General features: G+C 57.4%; 12 protein-coding genes. 8 read left to right on the forward strand and 4 right to left on the reverse strand.

Features of this window, described 5'->3' with window-relative positions; genetic code table 11:
- Positions 1-48: 48 nt before the first annotated feature.
- Positions 49-1395: a two-component system sensor histidine kinase EnvZ gene (envZ, locus tag ACOTX3_RS10665; protein ID WP_029882169.1), complete on the reverse strand. Its 1347-nt coding sequence runs from the start codon at positions 1393-1395 to the stop codon at positions 49-51.
- The gene (gene ompR / locus ACOTX3_RS10670) at positions 1392-2111 is read right to left on the reverse strand and encodes a two-component system response regulator OmpR (protein WP_006177890.1); all 720 of its coding nucleotides are present in this window, start codon (positions 2109-2111) and stop codon (positions 1392-1394) included. The genes envZ and ompR overlap by 4 nt, the downstream gene beginning before the upstream one ends.
- Before the next feature lie 232 nt (positions 2112-2343).
- Here ompR and greB point away from each other — a divergent pair, with 232 nt between their 5' ends.
- From greB to feoC, 5 genes are all read left to right on the forward strand, one after another.
- Entirely contained in the window at positions 2344-2817 is a 474-nt protein-coding gene (gene greB, locus ACOTX3_RS10675; protein WP_013099090.1) for a transcription elongation factor GreB, read from the forward strand.
- Between the two features lie 86 nt (positions 2818-2903).
- The gene (locus ACOTX3_RS10680; protein WP_013099091.1) at positions 2904-5234 is read left to right on the forward strand and encodes a Tex family protein; all 2331 of its coding nucleotides are present in this window, start codon (positions 2904-2906) and stop codon (positions 5232-5234) included.
- Positions 5235-5535: 301 nt separating this feature from the next.
- Entirely contained in the window at positions 5536-5763 is a 228-nt protein-coding gene (gene feoA, locus ACOTX3_RS10685) for a ferrous iron transporter A (RefSeq protein ID WP_010436417.1), read from the forward strand.
- Positions 5764-5793: 30 nt separating this feature from the next.
- A complete protein-coding gene (gene feoB, locus ACOTX3_RS10690; RefSeq protein ID WP_038420749.1) occupies positions 5794-8112 on the forward strand; it encodes a Fe(2+) transporter permease subunit FeoB in 2319 nt (772 codons plus the stop codon).
- Positions 8113-8120: 8 nt separating this feature from the next.
- Positions 8121-8360 carry a [Fe-S]-dependent transcriptional repressor FeoC gene (feoC, locus tag ACOTX3_RS10695; RefSeq protein WP_013099093.1) on the forward strand — a complete coding sequence of 80 codons (240 nt, stop codon included), beginning with the start codon at positions 8121-8123 and terminating at the stop codon, positions 8358-8360.
- Here the strand turns inward: feoC and bioH are convergent.
- Complete coding sequence (gene bioH / locus ACOTX3_RS10700) at positions 8332-9114, reverse strand: pimeloyl-ACP methyl ester esterase BioH (RefSeq protein WP_058678219.1); 783 nt, start codon at positions 9112-9114, stop codon at positions 8332-8334. The genes feoC and bioH overlap by 29 nt on opposite strands.
- Positions 9115-9149: 35 nt before the next feature.
- Here bioH and gntX point away from each other — a divergent pair, with 35 nt between their 5' ends.
- From gntX to gntT, 3 genes are all read left to right on the forward strand, one after another.
- Complete coding sequence (gene gntX, locus ACOTX3_RS10705; RefSeq protein ID WP_038420751.1) at positions 9150-9833, forward strand: DNA utilization protein GntX; 684 nt, start codon at positions 9150-9152, stop codon at positions 9831-9833.
- A gap of 61 nt (positions 9834-9894) precedes the next feature.
- Positions 9895-10470, forward strand: a complete 576-nt coding sequence (gene nfuA / locus ACOTX3_RS10710) for a Fe-S biogenesis protein NfuA (RefSeq protein WP_013099096.1) — start codon at positions 9895-9897, stop codon at positions 10468-10470.
- Between the two features lie 389 nt (positions 10471-10859).
- Entirely contained in the window at positions 10860-12176 is a 1317-nt protein-coding gene (gntT, locus tag ACOTX3_RS10715) for a gluconate transporter (protein ID WP_058678220.1), read from the forward strand.
- 111 nt (positions 12177-12287) lie between these two features.
- Here gntT and malQ read toward each other — a convergent pair whose 3' ends face one another.
- On the reverse strand, positions 12288-14366 hold the full coding sequence (gene malQ / locus ACOTX3_RS10720; protein WP_023619865.1) for a 4-alpha-glucanotransferase: 2079 nt from the start codon (positions 14364-14366) through the stop codon (positions 12288-12290).
- Between the last annotated feature and the right edge of the window lies 1 nt (position 14367).

Raw genomic sequence — 14367 nt, forward strand, 5'->3', positions numbered from 1 at the left:
TCTCCCCGTGGGAGAGGGCCGGGGTGAGGGCATCAGGCCGCACCCCGATTACCCCTCTTTCACTTGCCCCCGCGTCACCGGCACCGGCAACCAGGCGCGAATGCTCAACCCACCCCGCTCGCTGGTACCAATCTCCAGCAACCCGTTATGGTTATCAACAATACGCTGCACAATCGCCAGGCCTAAACCGGTTCCGCTGGTGCTGCGCGCGCTGTCGCCGCGCACAAACGGCTGGAACAGATGCTTACGCTGCTCGGGCTTGATACCCGGACCGTCATCTTCCACCTGGAACCAGGCGCGGTTGAGTTCCGATCCGCTGCTGACTTTAATCCAGCCATTACCGTAGCGGGCCGCATTCACCACCATGTTTGCCACCGCGCGCTTGATGGAGAGCGGGTGCATACGAACCTGAATTTCACCGGCCTGAAGGTCGGTATCAATCTCACGCTCGTAGCCGCTTTCAGCCGCCACCACTTCGCCCAGCACCGCGTTCAGGTCAGCCATCTCCATCGGCATCTCCTGCCCGGTACGCAGGTAGTCAATGAACTGCTCAATGATGGCGTTACACTCTTCGATATCCTTGTTGATGGACTCGGCGAGATAACCGTCCTCTTCGCCCATCATCTCCGTCGCCAGTCGGATACGCGTGAGTGGCGTACGCAGATCATGGCTGACGCCCGCCATCAGCAGCGTACGGTCATCCGCCAGCTGTTTGACGCCAGCCGCCATATGATTAAACGCGCGCGTCACCGAACGCACCTCCGATGCGCCATATTCACGCAGCGGCGGCGGAATGATCCCTTTACCGACCTGGAGCGCAGCGTGTTCCAGGTCGACCAGCGGTCGGTTCTGTATACGGATAAACAGCCACGCGCCGCCTATCGCCAGCAGCATGATGGCAAGGGTGTAGCGGAACAGCGGCGAGAAGTCGCCCTGGTGGATTTCTGTCAGCGGAACGCGCACCCAGATATTGGGCGACAGCCAGGTTTTCAGCCAGACGACCGGCGAGCTTTTGTTGACCTCAACACGCACCTCCGTCGGGCCACCCAGCTGCTGCGCCATCTGCTGGCTGAGGAATTCATAGTGCTGCGCCCAGCGCAGACCCGCGTCTTCCGCCGCTTCATTCGAATAGAGCGAAATGCCCAGTTCACGGTAGATTTCACGGCGAAACGCCGGAGGAACCACTAACTGCGTGCCGTCCTCCAGCTGCAGTTTATCGGTCATCAGCATACGCACTTCGTACGCCAGGACCTTATTAAACTGCTGAAGGCTCGGCAGGATCGCAAAGTTCAGCACCACCAGGTAGGTTGTCACCAGGCTGACAAACAGCAAGGTGACAATCAAAAGCAGGGTACGGGCAAACGAGCTTCGCGGTGAGAAGCGCATTCGCCTCATGCTTTAGCGCCGTCCGGGACGAACACGTAGCCCAGACCCCATACGGTCTGAATATAACGAGGATGCGCCGGATCTTCTTCCACCATGCGGCGCAGACGAGAGATCTGCACGTCGATAGAACGTTCCATTGCCGAGTATTCACGGCCGCGCGCCAGGTTCATCAGCTTGTCACGGGAGAGCGGCTCACGCGGGTGGCTGACCAGCGCTTTCAGTACCGCGAACTCACCGCTGGTGAGCGGCATTGGCTCGTCTTCACGGAACATCTCACGCGTACCGAGGTTCAGCTTGAACTTCCCGAACGCAATCACCGCTTCTTCCTGCGACGGTGCGCCTGGCAGTTCGTTCGCCTGACGGCGCAGCACGGCACGAATACGCGCCAGCAGTTCACGCGGGTTAAACGGTTTAGGAATGTAGTCGTCAGCGCCAATTTCGAGGCCCACGATACGGTCAACCTCTTCCCCTTTCGCCGTCACCATAATGATTGGCATAGGGTTGCTCTGGCTGCGCAGGCGACGGCAGATAGAGAGCCCGTCTTCGCCCGGCAGCATCAGGTCGAGGACCATCAGATGGAAGGATTCACGGGTCAGCAGGCGGTCCATCTGCTCAGCGTTCGCGACGCTACGAACCTGGAAGCCCTGCTCGGTCAGATAACGTTCCAGCAGCGCACGCAGGCGCATGTCGTCATCCACGACCAGAATTTTGTAGTTCTCTTGCATTGTGTGTACTCCCAAAGGTTCGGATAGTCTAATAACAGCGTATTCTAAAAAAGTGCACGGGTTCGACCAGCGAATTCTGGTATAAATTCTAGTCGAAATTGTTACAAAGCATATTTAACAGCAGCTTATCTGCACAATTCATCACATAAATGATTATTAACGCTGTCTGATAGACTACGTGATACGTAATGTGCGCAATGTTTGCAATGAAGTCGAGTCTGAAGGTCACAGTATGAAAACGCCCCTGATCACCCGCGAAGGGTACGAAAAACTCAAAAAAGAGATGGATTATCTGTGGCGCGAAGAGCGTCCGGAAGTGACCAAAAAAGTTACCTGGGCGGCAAGCCTGGGCGACCGCAGCGAAAATGCTGACTACCAGTACAACAAAAAGCGGCTGCGTGAGATCGACCGTCGGGTACGCTATCTGACCAAATGTCTCGAGAATCTTAAAATTGTCGATTATTCACCGCAGCAGGAGGGCAAAGTCTTCTTCGGCGCGTGGGTAGAGATCGAGAATGATGATGGCAATACCCTGCGCTTTCGCATTGTCGGGTACGACGAAATTTTTGGCCGTAAGGATTACATCTCCATCGACTCGCCGATGGCCCGCGCGCTGCTGAAAAAGGAGGTGGGTGATTTAGCCGTCGTCCAGACGCCTGCCGGAGAAGCGAGCTGGTACGTCAATGAGATCACCTACGTAAAATAGTCCGAGAGCGCCCTCCACGGCTGGCATTTTACCGTGTCAGCCCGTATAACTATCCCCTGATTTTTGACCCACAAGATGATAAAGCCATGATGAAAGATTCGCTCTGCCGCATTATTGCGGGTGAACTTCAGGCCAGAGCCGAACAGGTAGAAGCTGCCGTTCGCCTGCTTGATGAAGGGAACACCGTGCCGTTTATTGCACGTTATCGTAAGGAAGTCACCGGCGGTCTGGATGACACGCAGCTGCGTAACCTGGAGACCCGTCTGGGCTACCTCCGTGAACTGGAAGACCGCCGTCAGGCAATCCTCAAATCCATCGGCGAACAGGGCAAACTGACCAGCGATCTGGAAAAGGCCATTAACGGCACCCTGAGCAAAACTGAACTCGAAGACCTCTATCTGCCCTACAAACCGAAGCGCCGTACGCGCGGGCAGATTGCAATTGAAGCAGGTCTGGAGCCGCTGGCCGAGCTGCTGTGGAACGAACCGTCACACGACCCGGAAACCGAAGCGGCCAAATTTATCGACGCTGACAAAGGCGTGGCAGACACCAAAGCGGCCCTTGATGGCGCACGCTACATTCTGATGGAGCGCTTCTCCGAGGATGCCGCCCTGCTCTCCCGTGTGCGTGATTATCTGTGGAAGAACGCCCACATCGTCTCTACCGTGGTGGCAGGCAAAGAAGAGGAAGGCGCGAAATTCCGCGACTACTTCGATCACCACGAACCGATTTCAACTGTGCCTTCTCACCGTGCGCTGGCCATGTTCCGCGGCCGTAATGAAGGCGTGCTGCAGCTCTCTCTCAACGCAGACCCGCAGTTTGATGAGCCGCCAAAAGAGAGCCACTGCGAGCAGATCATCACCGATCACCTCGGCCTGCGCCTGAATAACGCCCCGGCGGACAGCTGGCGTAAAGGCGTGGTGAGCTGGACATGGCGCATTAAGGTGCTGATGCACCTCGAAACCGAACTGATGGGCACCGTGCGCGAGCGTGCGGAAGACGAAGCAATCAACGTCTTTGCCCGTAACCTGCATGATCTGCTGATGGCCGCACCTGCTGGCCTGCGTGCGACCATGGGTCTCGATCCGGGTCTGCGTACCGGCGTAAAAGTGGCGGTGGTTGACGGTACCGGCAAGCTGGTGGCAACCGACACCATTTACCCGCATACCGGTCAGGCGGCGAAGGCTGCTGTAGTGGTGGCCGCACTGTGCGAGAAATATAACGTTGAGCTGGTGGCTATCGGCAACGGTACGGCCTCCCGCGAAACCGAACGTTTCTACCTCGACGTGCAGAAACAGTTCCCGAAAGTGACGGCGCAGAAAGTGATCGTCAGCGAGGCCGGGGCGTCCGTCTATTCTGCGTCAGAGCTGGCGGCCCAGGAGTTCCCGGACCTGGACGTCTCCCTGCGTGGTGCGGTCTCTATCGCCCGTCGTCTGCAGGATCCGCTGGCGGAACTGGTGAAGATCGACCCGAAATCCATCGGTGTGGGCCAGTATCAGCACGACGTGAGCCAGACGCAGCTGGCGCGTAAGCTGGATGCGGTGGTGGAAGATTGCGTAAACGCCGTGGGCGTGGACCTGAACACCGCCTCCGTTCCTCTGCTGACCCGCGTGGCAGGCTTAACCCGCATGATGGCGCAGAACATCGTTGCCTGGCGTGATGAGAACGGTCAGTTCCAGAACCGCCAGCAGTTGCTGAAGGTAAGCCGTCTGGGGCCGAAAGCGTTTGAGCAGTGTGCGGGCTTCCTGCGCATCAACCACGGCGATAACCCGCTGGATGCCTCAACCGTTCACCCGGAAGCCTACCCGGTGGTTGAGCGCATTCTGGCAGCGACTCAGCAGGCACTCAAAGACCTGATGGGCGACAGCAACGCGCTGCGCAACCTGAAAGCGGTCGATTTCACCGACGAGCAGTTCGGCGTGCCGACCGTGACCGACATCATCAAAGAGCTGGAAAAACCGGGCCGCGATCCGCGTCCTGAGTTCAAAACCGCGACCTTTGCCGACGGCATCGAGACCATGAACGACCTGCTGCCGGGCATGGTGCTGGAAGGCGCCGTCACCAACGTCACTAACTTTGGCGCTTTTGTCGATATCGGCGTGCATCAGGATGGCCTGGTGCATATCTCATCGCTCGCCGATAAGTTCGTTGAAGATCCGCATACGGTGGTCAAAGCGGGCGATATCGTGAAGGTGAAAGTGCTGGAAGTGGACCTGCAGCGCAAGCGAATCGCCCTGACCATGCGTCTGGACGAGCAGCCAGGTGAAACCAATGCGCGCCGCGGCAGTAACGGCGGTAGCCGTGAGCAGCAGCGCCCTGCCGCCAAAGGCGCGAAGCCGCGTGGGCGTGATGCGCAGCCTGCGGGTAACAGCGCAATGATGGATGCGCTGGCGGCCGCGATGGGTAAGAAACGCTAAGGTTGTAAATGCCCCTCACCCTAACCCTCTCCCTGTGGGAGAGGGCCGGGGTGAGGGGACAAATTATATCGCAAGAGATGAAACCGATTGCATATCCATATTTAAACCACCATTTATCACTCCGTTAACAAATACATTTATTATTCCCTGCCCCGTAATTCAGCAAATATTGAGCAAGGTCAAACAGGCCGTAAATTAATACGCTTAACAACATTCCGTCACAGTTTTCATATTGCTGATAAAAACTATTCTCATTATCATCCCATAGTAGATAATTTAACCTTCCGTGGAATCAGGCATTATGCAATTCACTCCAGACAGTGCATGGAAAATTACCGGTTTTACCCGCGAAATTAGCCCGGCCTATCGGCAAAAGCTACTGTCGCTGGGCATGCTCCCCGGCTCGTCATTCCAGGTGGTGCGCGTGGCCCCGTTAGGTGATCCCGTTCATATCGAAACCCGGCGCGTGAATCTGGTACTGCGTAAAAAAGACCTCGCATTAATTGAAGTCGAAGCCTTATCCCAATAACAAGCCAGCGGTTTCAGTGAGTCGAAAACAATGAAAAAATTAACTATTGGCTTAATTGGCAATCCTAATTCCGGCAAGACAACGTTATTTAACCAGCTCACCGGTGCACGCCAGCGTGTGGGTAACTGGGCGGGCGTAACGGTTGAACGTAAAGAAGGCCAGTTCACCACGACAGACAATCAGGTCACCCTGGTGGATCTGCCCGGCACCTACTCCTTAACCACCATTTCGTCACAAACCTCGCTCGATGAGCAGATTGCCTGTCACTATATTCTGAGTGGCGATGCGGACCTGTTAATCAACGTGGTCGATGCATCTAACCTGGAGCGTAACCTCTATCTGACGCTGCAGTTGCTTGAGCTGGGGATCCCCTGCATTGTGGCGCTCAACATGCTCGACATCGCAGAGAAACAAAAGCTGCGTATCGACGTCGACGCCCTCTCCGCGCGTCTGGGCTGCCCGGTAGTGCCGCTGGTTTCTACCCGTGCCCGCGGAATTGACGCACTGAAGCTGGCCATTGACCGCCACGCGGGCAACGCCGACGTTGAGCTGGTGCACTATGCGCAACCGCTTCTGCGCGAAGCCGGTCTGCTGGCGCAGGAGATGGACAACAGCATGCCCGCCAGACAGCGCCTGTGGCTCGGCCTGCAGATGCTGGAAGGCGATATCTACAGCCGCGCCTATGCGGGCCATGCCGCAGACAAACTGGACGTGGCGCTGGCGCGTCTGAGCGATGAGCTCGATGACCCAGCCCTGCACATCGCCGACGCGCGCTATCAGGCCATCGCCGCCATTTGCGACGTGGTCAGTAATGCCCTGACGGCTGAGCCAAGCCGCTTTACGGCCGCCGTGGACAAGATTGTGCTTAACCGCTTCCTCGGTTTGCCGATCTTTTTACTGGTCATGTACCTGATGTTCCTGCTCGCCATTAACATCGGTGGCGCGCTACAGCCTATTTTCGATGCTGGTTCTGTGGCGATATTTGTCCACGGTATTCAGTGGCTGGGCTACACCCTGCACTTCCCGGAATGGCTGACCATTTTCCTCGCCCAGGGGATCGGTGGTGGTATCAACACCGTTCTGCCGCTGGTGCCGCAAATCGGCATGATGTACCTGTTCCTCTCGTTCCTTGAGGACTCCGGTTACATGGCGCGTGCGGCTTTCGTGATGGATCGTCTGATGCAGGCCCTGGGTCTGCCGGGTAAATCCTTCGTCCCGCTGATTGTCGGCTTCGGCTGTAACGTGCCGTCGGTAATGGGTGCGCGCACGCTTGATGCCCCCCGCGAACGTCTGATGACCATCATGATGGCGCCATTTATGTCCTGCGGGGCGCGACTGGCTATCTTTGCGGTCTTTGCCGCGGCCTTCTTTGGTCAGGAAGGGGCACTGGCGGTCTTCTCGCTGTATGTGCTGGGCATCGTGATGGCGATCCTGACCGGGCTCATGCTTAAACACACCATCATGCGCGGGGAAGCGTCGCCGTTTGTGATGGAACTGCCGGTGTATCACGTGCCGCATCTGAAAAGCCTGGCGATCCAGACCTGGCAGCGCCTGAAAGGTTTTGTGCTGCGCGCCGGTAAAGTGATTGTCATCGTCAGCATCTTCCTGAGCGCGCTGAACAGTTTCACCCTGAGCGGGCAGGCGGCGGATAACATCAACGACTCCGCCCTCGCCTCCGTGAGCCGCATCATTACCCCGGTGTTTAAACCGATTGGCGTGCATGAAGACAACTGGCAGGCGACCGTTGGCCTGTTCACCGGCGCGATGGCAAAAGAGGTGGTGGTCGGCACCCTGAACACGCTTTACACCGCTGAGAATATCCAGCAAGAAGAGTTTAACCCGGCGGCGTTCCACCTCGGTGATGAACTGCTCGGCGCGGTGGAAGAGACCTGGCAGAGCCTGAAAGACACTTTCAGCCTGAGCGTACTGGCGAACCCGATTGAAGCCAGCAAAGGCGACGGCGAAATGGCCACCGGTGCCATGGGCGTGATGAGCGAGAAATTTGGCAGCGCGTCAGCAGCCTACAGCTACCTCATCTTTGTCCTGCTCTATATTCCGTGCATCTCGGTGATGGGGGCGATAGCCCGTGAGTCCAGCCGCGGCTGGATGGGGTTCTCCATCCTGTGGGGCTTAAACATCGCCTACTCGCTGGCGACGCTCTTTTACCAGACCGTTAACTTCAGCCAGCATCCGCGCTACAGCCTGGTCTGCATCCTGGCGGTTGTGCTGTTTAACGTGCTCGTTCTCGGTCTGCTACGCCGGGCACGCAGCCGCGTCGATATCAACCTGCTGGCAAACCGTAAAACCGCCGCGACCTGCTGCAACAGCCCGGCGGGCGACTGTCACTAGGGGGAGCCATGGCATCGTTGATTCAGGTTCGTGATTTACTGGCGTTGCAGGGGCGTATGGAGGCAAAACAGCTGAGCCTCAGCCTGCATACGCCGCAGCCGATGATCGATGCCATGCTGGAAAGACTGGAAGCGATGGGGAAAGCCATACGTATTCAGGAAGAGCCGGACGGTTGTCTGTCCGGCAGTTGTAAACATTGCCCGGAAGGGAAAGCCTGTCTCAGGGAGTGGTGGGCACTTCGTGACTGAAGGCGATCAACGCTGAACAAAACTCGGCAGGATGCGAGATAAACGGCGCATGGGCCGCTTTGGCGATTGTCAGCGATTGACTCTCTGGCCACAGTTCATCCAGCAGTGGCACCACTTTGCGTGGAACCAGCCCATCCAGATAACCATAAATGCGCAGGTGCGGCACCGCCAGCGCGGTCAGTGGCTCACGCAGGTCGACCGTTTTCAGTAATTCGAGTCCCCCGTTCAGTACCTCCACATCCGGCATCGGCAGCGACAGCACGGTCTGCTTCAGCAGACGAGCATCCTTACGGGCGCTCTCTGTCCCCATCGTCTGCAGGGCCAGGAAGCGTTCTACCGTTCGCTGGTAATCTTCGCTCAACTGCCGCTGGAAGTTGCTCAGTACGTCCGGCTTAATACCCGGCCACTCCTCCTGCGCACTGAAGTTCGGCGACGAGGCCACCGTTATCAGCGCCTGCACGCGTTCAGGATTCGTTAATGCAACCTCACTTGCCACCAGCCCGCCCAGACTCCAGCCGAGCCAGATAGCCTGTTGCGGTGCGGCGGCCAGAACCTGCTGCGCCATTTCGTCAAGCGACATCGCCCCATAGCCGCGGCTGCGGCCAAAACCGGGTAAATCCACCAGATGCAGCGTGAAATGCGAGGCAAGTTCCTCATTTACGCAATGCCATACTTCCGCATTCAGTCCCCATCCGTGCAGCAGCACAAGATGGCGATTTCCCGTCCCTACGGTCTGCCACCACAGCGTCTTCATCAGTTACTGTTCTCTTTTTTACATGGAGGTTGTCTATGCTAACAGTGCCCGGCTTGTGCTGGCTATGTCGAATGCCACTTGCGCTGAGCGCGTGGGGAGTCTGTTCCGTCTGCACGCGTTCGCTGGCAAGCCGCATCACGACCTGCCCGCAGTGCGGTTTACCGGCGTACAGTCCACAGTTTCCCTGCGGTCGCTGCCTGAAAAAGCCACCACCGTGGAGCGCCCTGGTGGCGATCGATGATTACGTTCCACCGTTAAGCAGGCTTATCCACGCGCTGAAGTTTTCCGGCCAGATTGCGCTGGCTCGCCCTCTCGCCCGCCTGTTATTGCTGGCGGTGTTGCAGGCACGGCGCACGCGCGCGCTGCCGAAAGTGGATATGGTGCTGAATGTGCCCTTATACCGGCGCCGTCACTGGCGACGCGGCTACAACCAGAGCGACCTGCTCTGTCGCCCGCTCGCCCGGTGGCTCGGCTGTCAGTACCCAGCCGCTGCGCTGACGCGCCGCCATGCCACTGCCATTCAGCATCAGCTGAGCGCCCGGCTTCGCAAAAGGAACCTCAAAAACGCCTTTCGCCTTGAATTCGCCGTCAAAGGGCTCCATATCGCGATTGTGGATGATGTCGTCACCACAGGCAGTACCGTTGCTGAACTTTCCCGACTGCTTTTGCAAAGCGGCGCCGCGTCGGTTCAGGTATGGTGTCTGTGCCGTACCTTGTAGCCCTTCTCCAATGGGCGTATGATTATACCCAGGTAATTTAGTCAACTATTAGGCCAAAGCTATGATCCGTATTTCCGATTCTGCACAAGCGCACTTTGCCAAACTGCTGGCAAATCAGGAAGAAGGGACGCAGATCCGCGTGTTTGTGATCAATCCAGGCACTCCGAATGCAGAATGTGGTGTCTCCTATTGTCCGCCAGACGCGGTGGAAGCAACTGACACTGCCCTTAAATTTGACCAGCTCACGGCATATGTTGATGAGCTGAGCGCGCCGTATCTTGAAGATGCGGAGATCGACTTCGTCACCGACCAGCTGGGCTCGCAGCTGACGCTGAAAGCGCCAAACGCCAAAATGCGTAAAGTATCTGACGATGCCCCGTTGATGGAGCGCGTAGAGTATCTGCTGCAATCCCAGATCAACCCGCAGCTGGCCGGTCACGGTGGTCGCGTTTCCCTGATGGAAATCACCGACGAAGGCTACGCAATTCTGCAGTTTGGCGGCGGCTGTAACGGTTGTTCCATGGTCGATGTGACCCTGAAAGAAGGGATCGAGAAGCAGCTGCTGAACGAGTTCCCGGAACTGAAAGGCGTGCGTGACCTGACCGAACACCAGCGCGGCGAGCACTCTTACTACTGATTCATTGCCCGTCTGTATTGCCCGGTGGCGCTGCGCTTACCGGGCCTACAAAAATAGTGCGGTCTGATGCCCTCACCCCGCCCCTCTCCCACGGGAGAGGGTGAAAACATTAAAAACGGTAACCTTGCGGTTACCGTTTTGCGTTTACCTCCATATGTTGACCTGCGTCTCATAATTTAAATTTTGCCCTCCAGGGTGATTCTCAATCACATCATGTTACCCGTATCATTCTCATGGGCACTAAACACACTCATAACAGCCGACTAAACTAAATAGTTTCCAAGGTATCAGTATTAGTGCCGTTAACCACTCTGTTCCCAGTTGGGACAACCGGAACGTGTCGTTGAAACAATGACGTTACCCATAACAATTCAAAGGCCAGGTAAATCATGCCATTAGTCATCGTTGCTATCGGTGTTGTGTTATTACTGCTCTTGATGATCCGTTTCAAAATGAACGGGTTTATCGCTCTGGTTCTGGTGGCACTTGCAGTCGGTCTGATGCAAGGGATGCCGCTGGTCAAAATTATTAGCTCCATTAAAGCGGGTGTCGGCGGCACGCTCGGCAGCCTGGCGTTGATCATGGGCTTTGGCGCCATGCTCGGCAAAATGCTGGCGGACTGCGGTGGTGCACAGCGTATTGCCACCACGCTTATCGACAAGTTTGGTAAGAAGAACATCCAGTGGGCAGTTGTGTTAACCGGTTTTACCGTCGGTTTCGCACTGTTCTATGAAGTGGGCTTCGTGCTGATGCTGCCGCTGGTCTTCACCATTGCGGCGGCGGCGAGCATTCCGCTGCTGTATGTCGGTGTGCCAATGGCGGCGGCGCTGTCCGTGACGCACGGCTTCCTGCCACCGCACCCGGGCCCAACCGCTATCGCCACCATTTTCCACGCCGATATGGGTAAAACCCTGCTGTTCGGTACGATTCTGGCCATCCCAACCGTGATTCTGGCAGGCCCTGTTTATGCCCGCTTCCTGAAAGGCATTGATAAGCCGATTCCGGAAGGTCTGTACAGCGCGAAAACCTTCACCGAAGAAGAAATGCCTGGCTTTGGCGTCAGCGTCTGGACCTCTCTGGTCCCGGTGATCCTGATGGCGATGCGCGCCGTGGCAGAGATGGTTCTGCCGAAAGGTCACGCGTTCCTGTCCGTTGCTGAGTTCCTCGGCGACCCGGTGATGGCCACGCTGATTGCGGTGTTGATCGCGATGTTCACCTTCGGCCTGAACCGCGGTCGTTCCATGGATCAGATCAACGACACGCTGACCTCTTCCATCAAAATCATTGCCATGATGCTGTTGATCATCGGCGGTGGCGGTGCGTTCAAGCAGGTTCTGGTCGATAGCGGTGTGGATAAATACATCGCGGCCATGATGCATGAAACCAACGTGTCGCCGCTTCTGATGGCCTGGTCTATCGCCGCAGTTCTGCGTATCGCGCTGGGTTCTGCAACCGTTGCGGCAATCACCGCGGGCGGTATCGTTGCGCCGCTGATTGCCACCACGGGCGTCAGCCCTGAGCTGATGGTTATTGCCGTCGGTTCCGGTAGCGTGATTTTCTCACACGTGAACGATCCGGGCTTCTGGCTGTTCAAGGAGTACTTCAACCTGACTATCGGTGAAACCATCAAGTCCTGGTCCGCGCTGGAAACCATTATTTCGGTGTGCGGTCTGGTCGGGGTGCTGCTGTTGAATATGGTGGTCTGATGCCATAAGTCGGGTGGCGGCTTCGCCTTACCCGACCTACTCGCTCCATGTAGGCCCGGTAAGCGTAGCGCCACCGGGCAATAAAAAACCCGCCACTGGCGGGTTTTTTTATCACTTCTTCGCGACTGCTTTTCGCCGCTTGTCCAAATCTTTAATCAGCCTGTTCACCCCGTCATCAGCAAACATCGTCTCAAGCGTGGTGGATAACTTGCGGCGCCAGTTCTTGTACTGATAGCTGGTGCCCGGGATGTTCACCGGCTCCGCCATATCAATCCAGTCTTCCGGCTGCAGGCCCAGCAGGGCGCTGTTGCTGTCGGCAATGTAGCGCTGCAATCCGCGGTTGAGCGTCGGCGTCATCGACATCAGCGACGCTTTATGCCCGGCGCGTTTCGGCAGACAGCCGTGCTTATGCAGTGCATCCAGCAAACCCTGCTTCGCCAGCTCGCGATCCTGATACAGGCCGCGAAGGACATCTTCATCCGGATAGAGACCCAGGGTTTTACCGAGCGTCAGATCGCCGCTTTCCCAATAGCCACGAAGCGTAGGAAGGTCATGCGTCGTCGCGACTGCCATTGACTGTTCAGGGTACGCTTGCGGCGCGCGGAAGGTTTTCTCATGGTCGTTTTCAAAATAGAGCACTTTATAGGAGTAAACGCCGCTGTCGCGAAGCTTACTGACGATTTCTACCGGCACGGTACCGAGATCTTCGCCGATCACCATGCACTGATGGCGCTTGCTTTCCAGCGCCAGGATCGACAGCAGATCGTCAACCGGATACTGAACATACGCCCCGTGATCGGCCGTCTCACCGTAGGGGATCCACCACAGGCGCAGCACCGACATCACGTGGTCGATACGCAGCGCGCCGCAGTTCTGCATGTTGGCGCGCAGCAGGTCGATAAACGGCTCGTAGGCACGCGCCGCCATCACGTGCGGATCCATCGGCGGCAGGCCCCAGTTCTGGCCGAGCGGGCCCAGAATATCCGGTGGTGCGCCTACGGAGGCCTTCAGGCAGTACAGCTCACGGTCACACCAGGTTTCCGCCCCGCCTTCTGCCACGCCAACGGCCAGGTCGCGATACAGACCGATCGGCATCTTATAGCCCTGGCTCACCTGCCAGCAGTCGGCAAACTGGCTGTACGCCAGCCACTGCAGCCACAGGTAGAAGTCCACTTCATCGGCGTATTTTTTACAGAACGCTTTGACTTCAGGCGTGTCGACGGATTGATACGCCTCCGGCCAGACCGGCCAGCCCCAGCGCATTTCGTCCTCTTTCACCTGATACGCATGCAGCGCATCGAACGCCGCCTGCCAGTAGAGGCTCTCGCCCTCCTGCGCCACAAACTGACGGAAGGCGGCCATCTCCTCGTCATCACGCTGAGAAAAGCCTTTCCACGCCAGACGCAGGGCAGCCATCTTCAGCGCCGTCACGGTGGAATAGTCCACCCAGTCTGCTTCGCGCGCCTGCTTCAGCGCCTGCTGAGTGGTGCTAAGTGCCCACCACGCCTGCGCTTCCGGGCTGTTTTTGAAATCGTCTAACGCATTCACGTCGATGTAAATCACGTTCAGCCAGCGACGGGACGACGGGCTGTACGGGCTGGCACTCTCCGGGTTAGCCGGATAGAGGGCGTGGATCGGGTTGAGGCCGATAAACGCGCCGCCGCGCTCCCCCACCGATGCCAGCATCTTTTTCAGATCACCAAAATCGCCGATGCCCCAGTTGCTGTCAGAGCGCAGGGTGTAGAGTTGCACGCAGGCACCCCACAGCTTTTTGCCTTCGAGCAACGCCTGCGGCTCATAACAACGTTTTGGCGCCACGATCAACCGGCAGTGAAAGCGCAGCTCGTCCTGGGTGAGCGTTAGGGTGTGGTAACCCTCCGGCAGCTTCGCCGGAAGGGTGAGTGCTTTGCCGCCGGTGGCGTGGCCCTTGTGCTGATGTCCCTCTTCGGTGGTCAGCAGCCAGGTAAACTCGCCGCGTCCTTCCACCGCCAGCGACATCTTTTTGCCCGCGGTGAAGACTTTAACGTTCGGTACCGGCGTGGCCGACGCTTTCGCGTCGGTTTTGTGCATGGCATCCAGCAAACGTCTTTTGGTGTCGGCGCCAATAGACTGTGGTTTGCCGTGAGCATTAATGTAACTGAGGCTGATCCCCGCCGCCTGCGCGGCACTGTCCAGACGTTTACTCTCCATC

This window comes from Enterobacter cloacae complex sp. IR5384 (assembly GCF_049237265.1).
Lineage (GTDB): Bacteria > Pseudomonadota > Gammaproteobacteria > Enterobacterales > Enterobacteriaceae > Enterobacter > Enterobacter cloacae.

What these genes read in the sequence shown, in the direction of transcription:
- envZ (WP_029882169.1), bottom strand. Translation starts at nt 1,395, where the DNA reads ATGAGGCGAATGCGCTTCTCACCGCGAAGCTCGTTTGCCCGTACCCTG.
- ompR (WP_006177890.1), bottom strand. Translation starts at nt 2,111, where the DNA reads ATGCAAGAGAACTACAAAATTCTGGTCGTGGATGACGACATGCGCCTG.
- greB (WP_013099090.1), top strand. Translation starts at nt 2,344, where the DNA reads ATGAAAACGCCCCTGATCACCCGCGAAGGGTACGAAAAACTCAAAAAA.
- ACOTX3_RS10680 (WP_013099091.1), top strand. Translation starts at nt 2,904, where the DNA reads ATGATGAAAGATTCGCTCTGCCGCATTATTGCGGGTGAACTTCAGGCC.
- feoA (WP_010436417.1), top strand. Translation starts at nt 5,536, where the DNA reads ATGCAATTCACTCCAGACAGTGCATGGAAAATTACCGGTTTTACCCGC.
- feoB (WP_038420749.1), top strand. Translation starts at nt 5,794, where the DNA reads ATGAAAAAATTAACTATTGGCTTAATTGGCAATCCTAATTCCGGCAAG.
- feoC (WP_013099093.1), top strand. Translation starts at nt 8,121, where the DNA reads ATGGCATCGTTGATTCAGGTTCGTGATTTACTGGCGTTGCAGGGGCGT.
- bioH (WP_058678219.1), bottom strand. Translation starts at nt 9,114, where the DNA reads ATGAAGACGCTGTGGTGGCAGACCGTAGGGACGGGAAATCGCCATCTT.
- gntX (WP_038420751.1), top strand. Translation starts at nt 9,150, where the DNA reads ATGCTAACAGTGCCCGGCTTGTGCTGGCTATGTCGAATGCCACTTGCG.
- nfuA (WP_013099096.1), top strand. Translation starts at nt 9,895, where the DNA reads ATGATCCGTATTTCCGATTCTGCACAAGCGCACTTTGCCAAACTGCTG.
- gntT (WP_058678220.1), top strand. Translation starts at nt 10,860, where the DNA reads ATGCCATTAGTCATCGTTGCTATCGGTGTTGTGTTATTACTGCTCTTG.
- malQ (WP_023619865.1), bottom strand. Translation starts at nt 14,366, where the DNA reads ATGGAGAGTAAACGTCTGGACAGTGCCGCGCAGGCGGCGGGGATCAGC.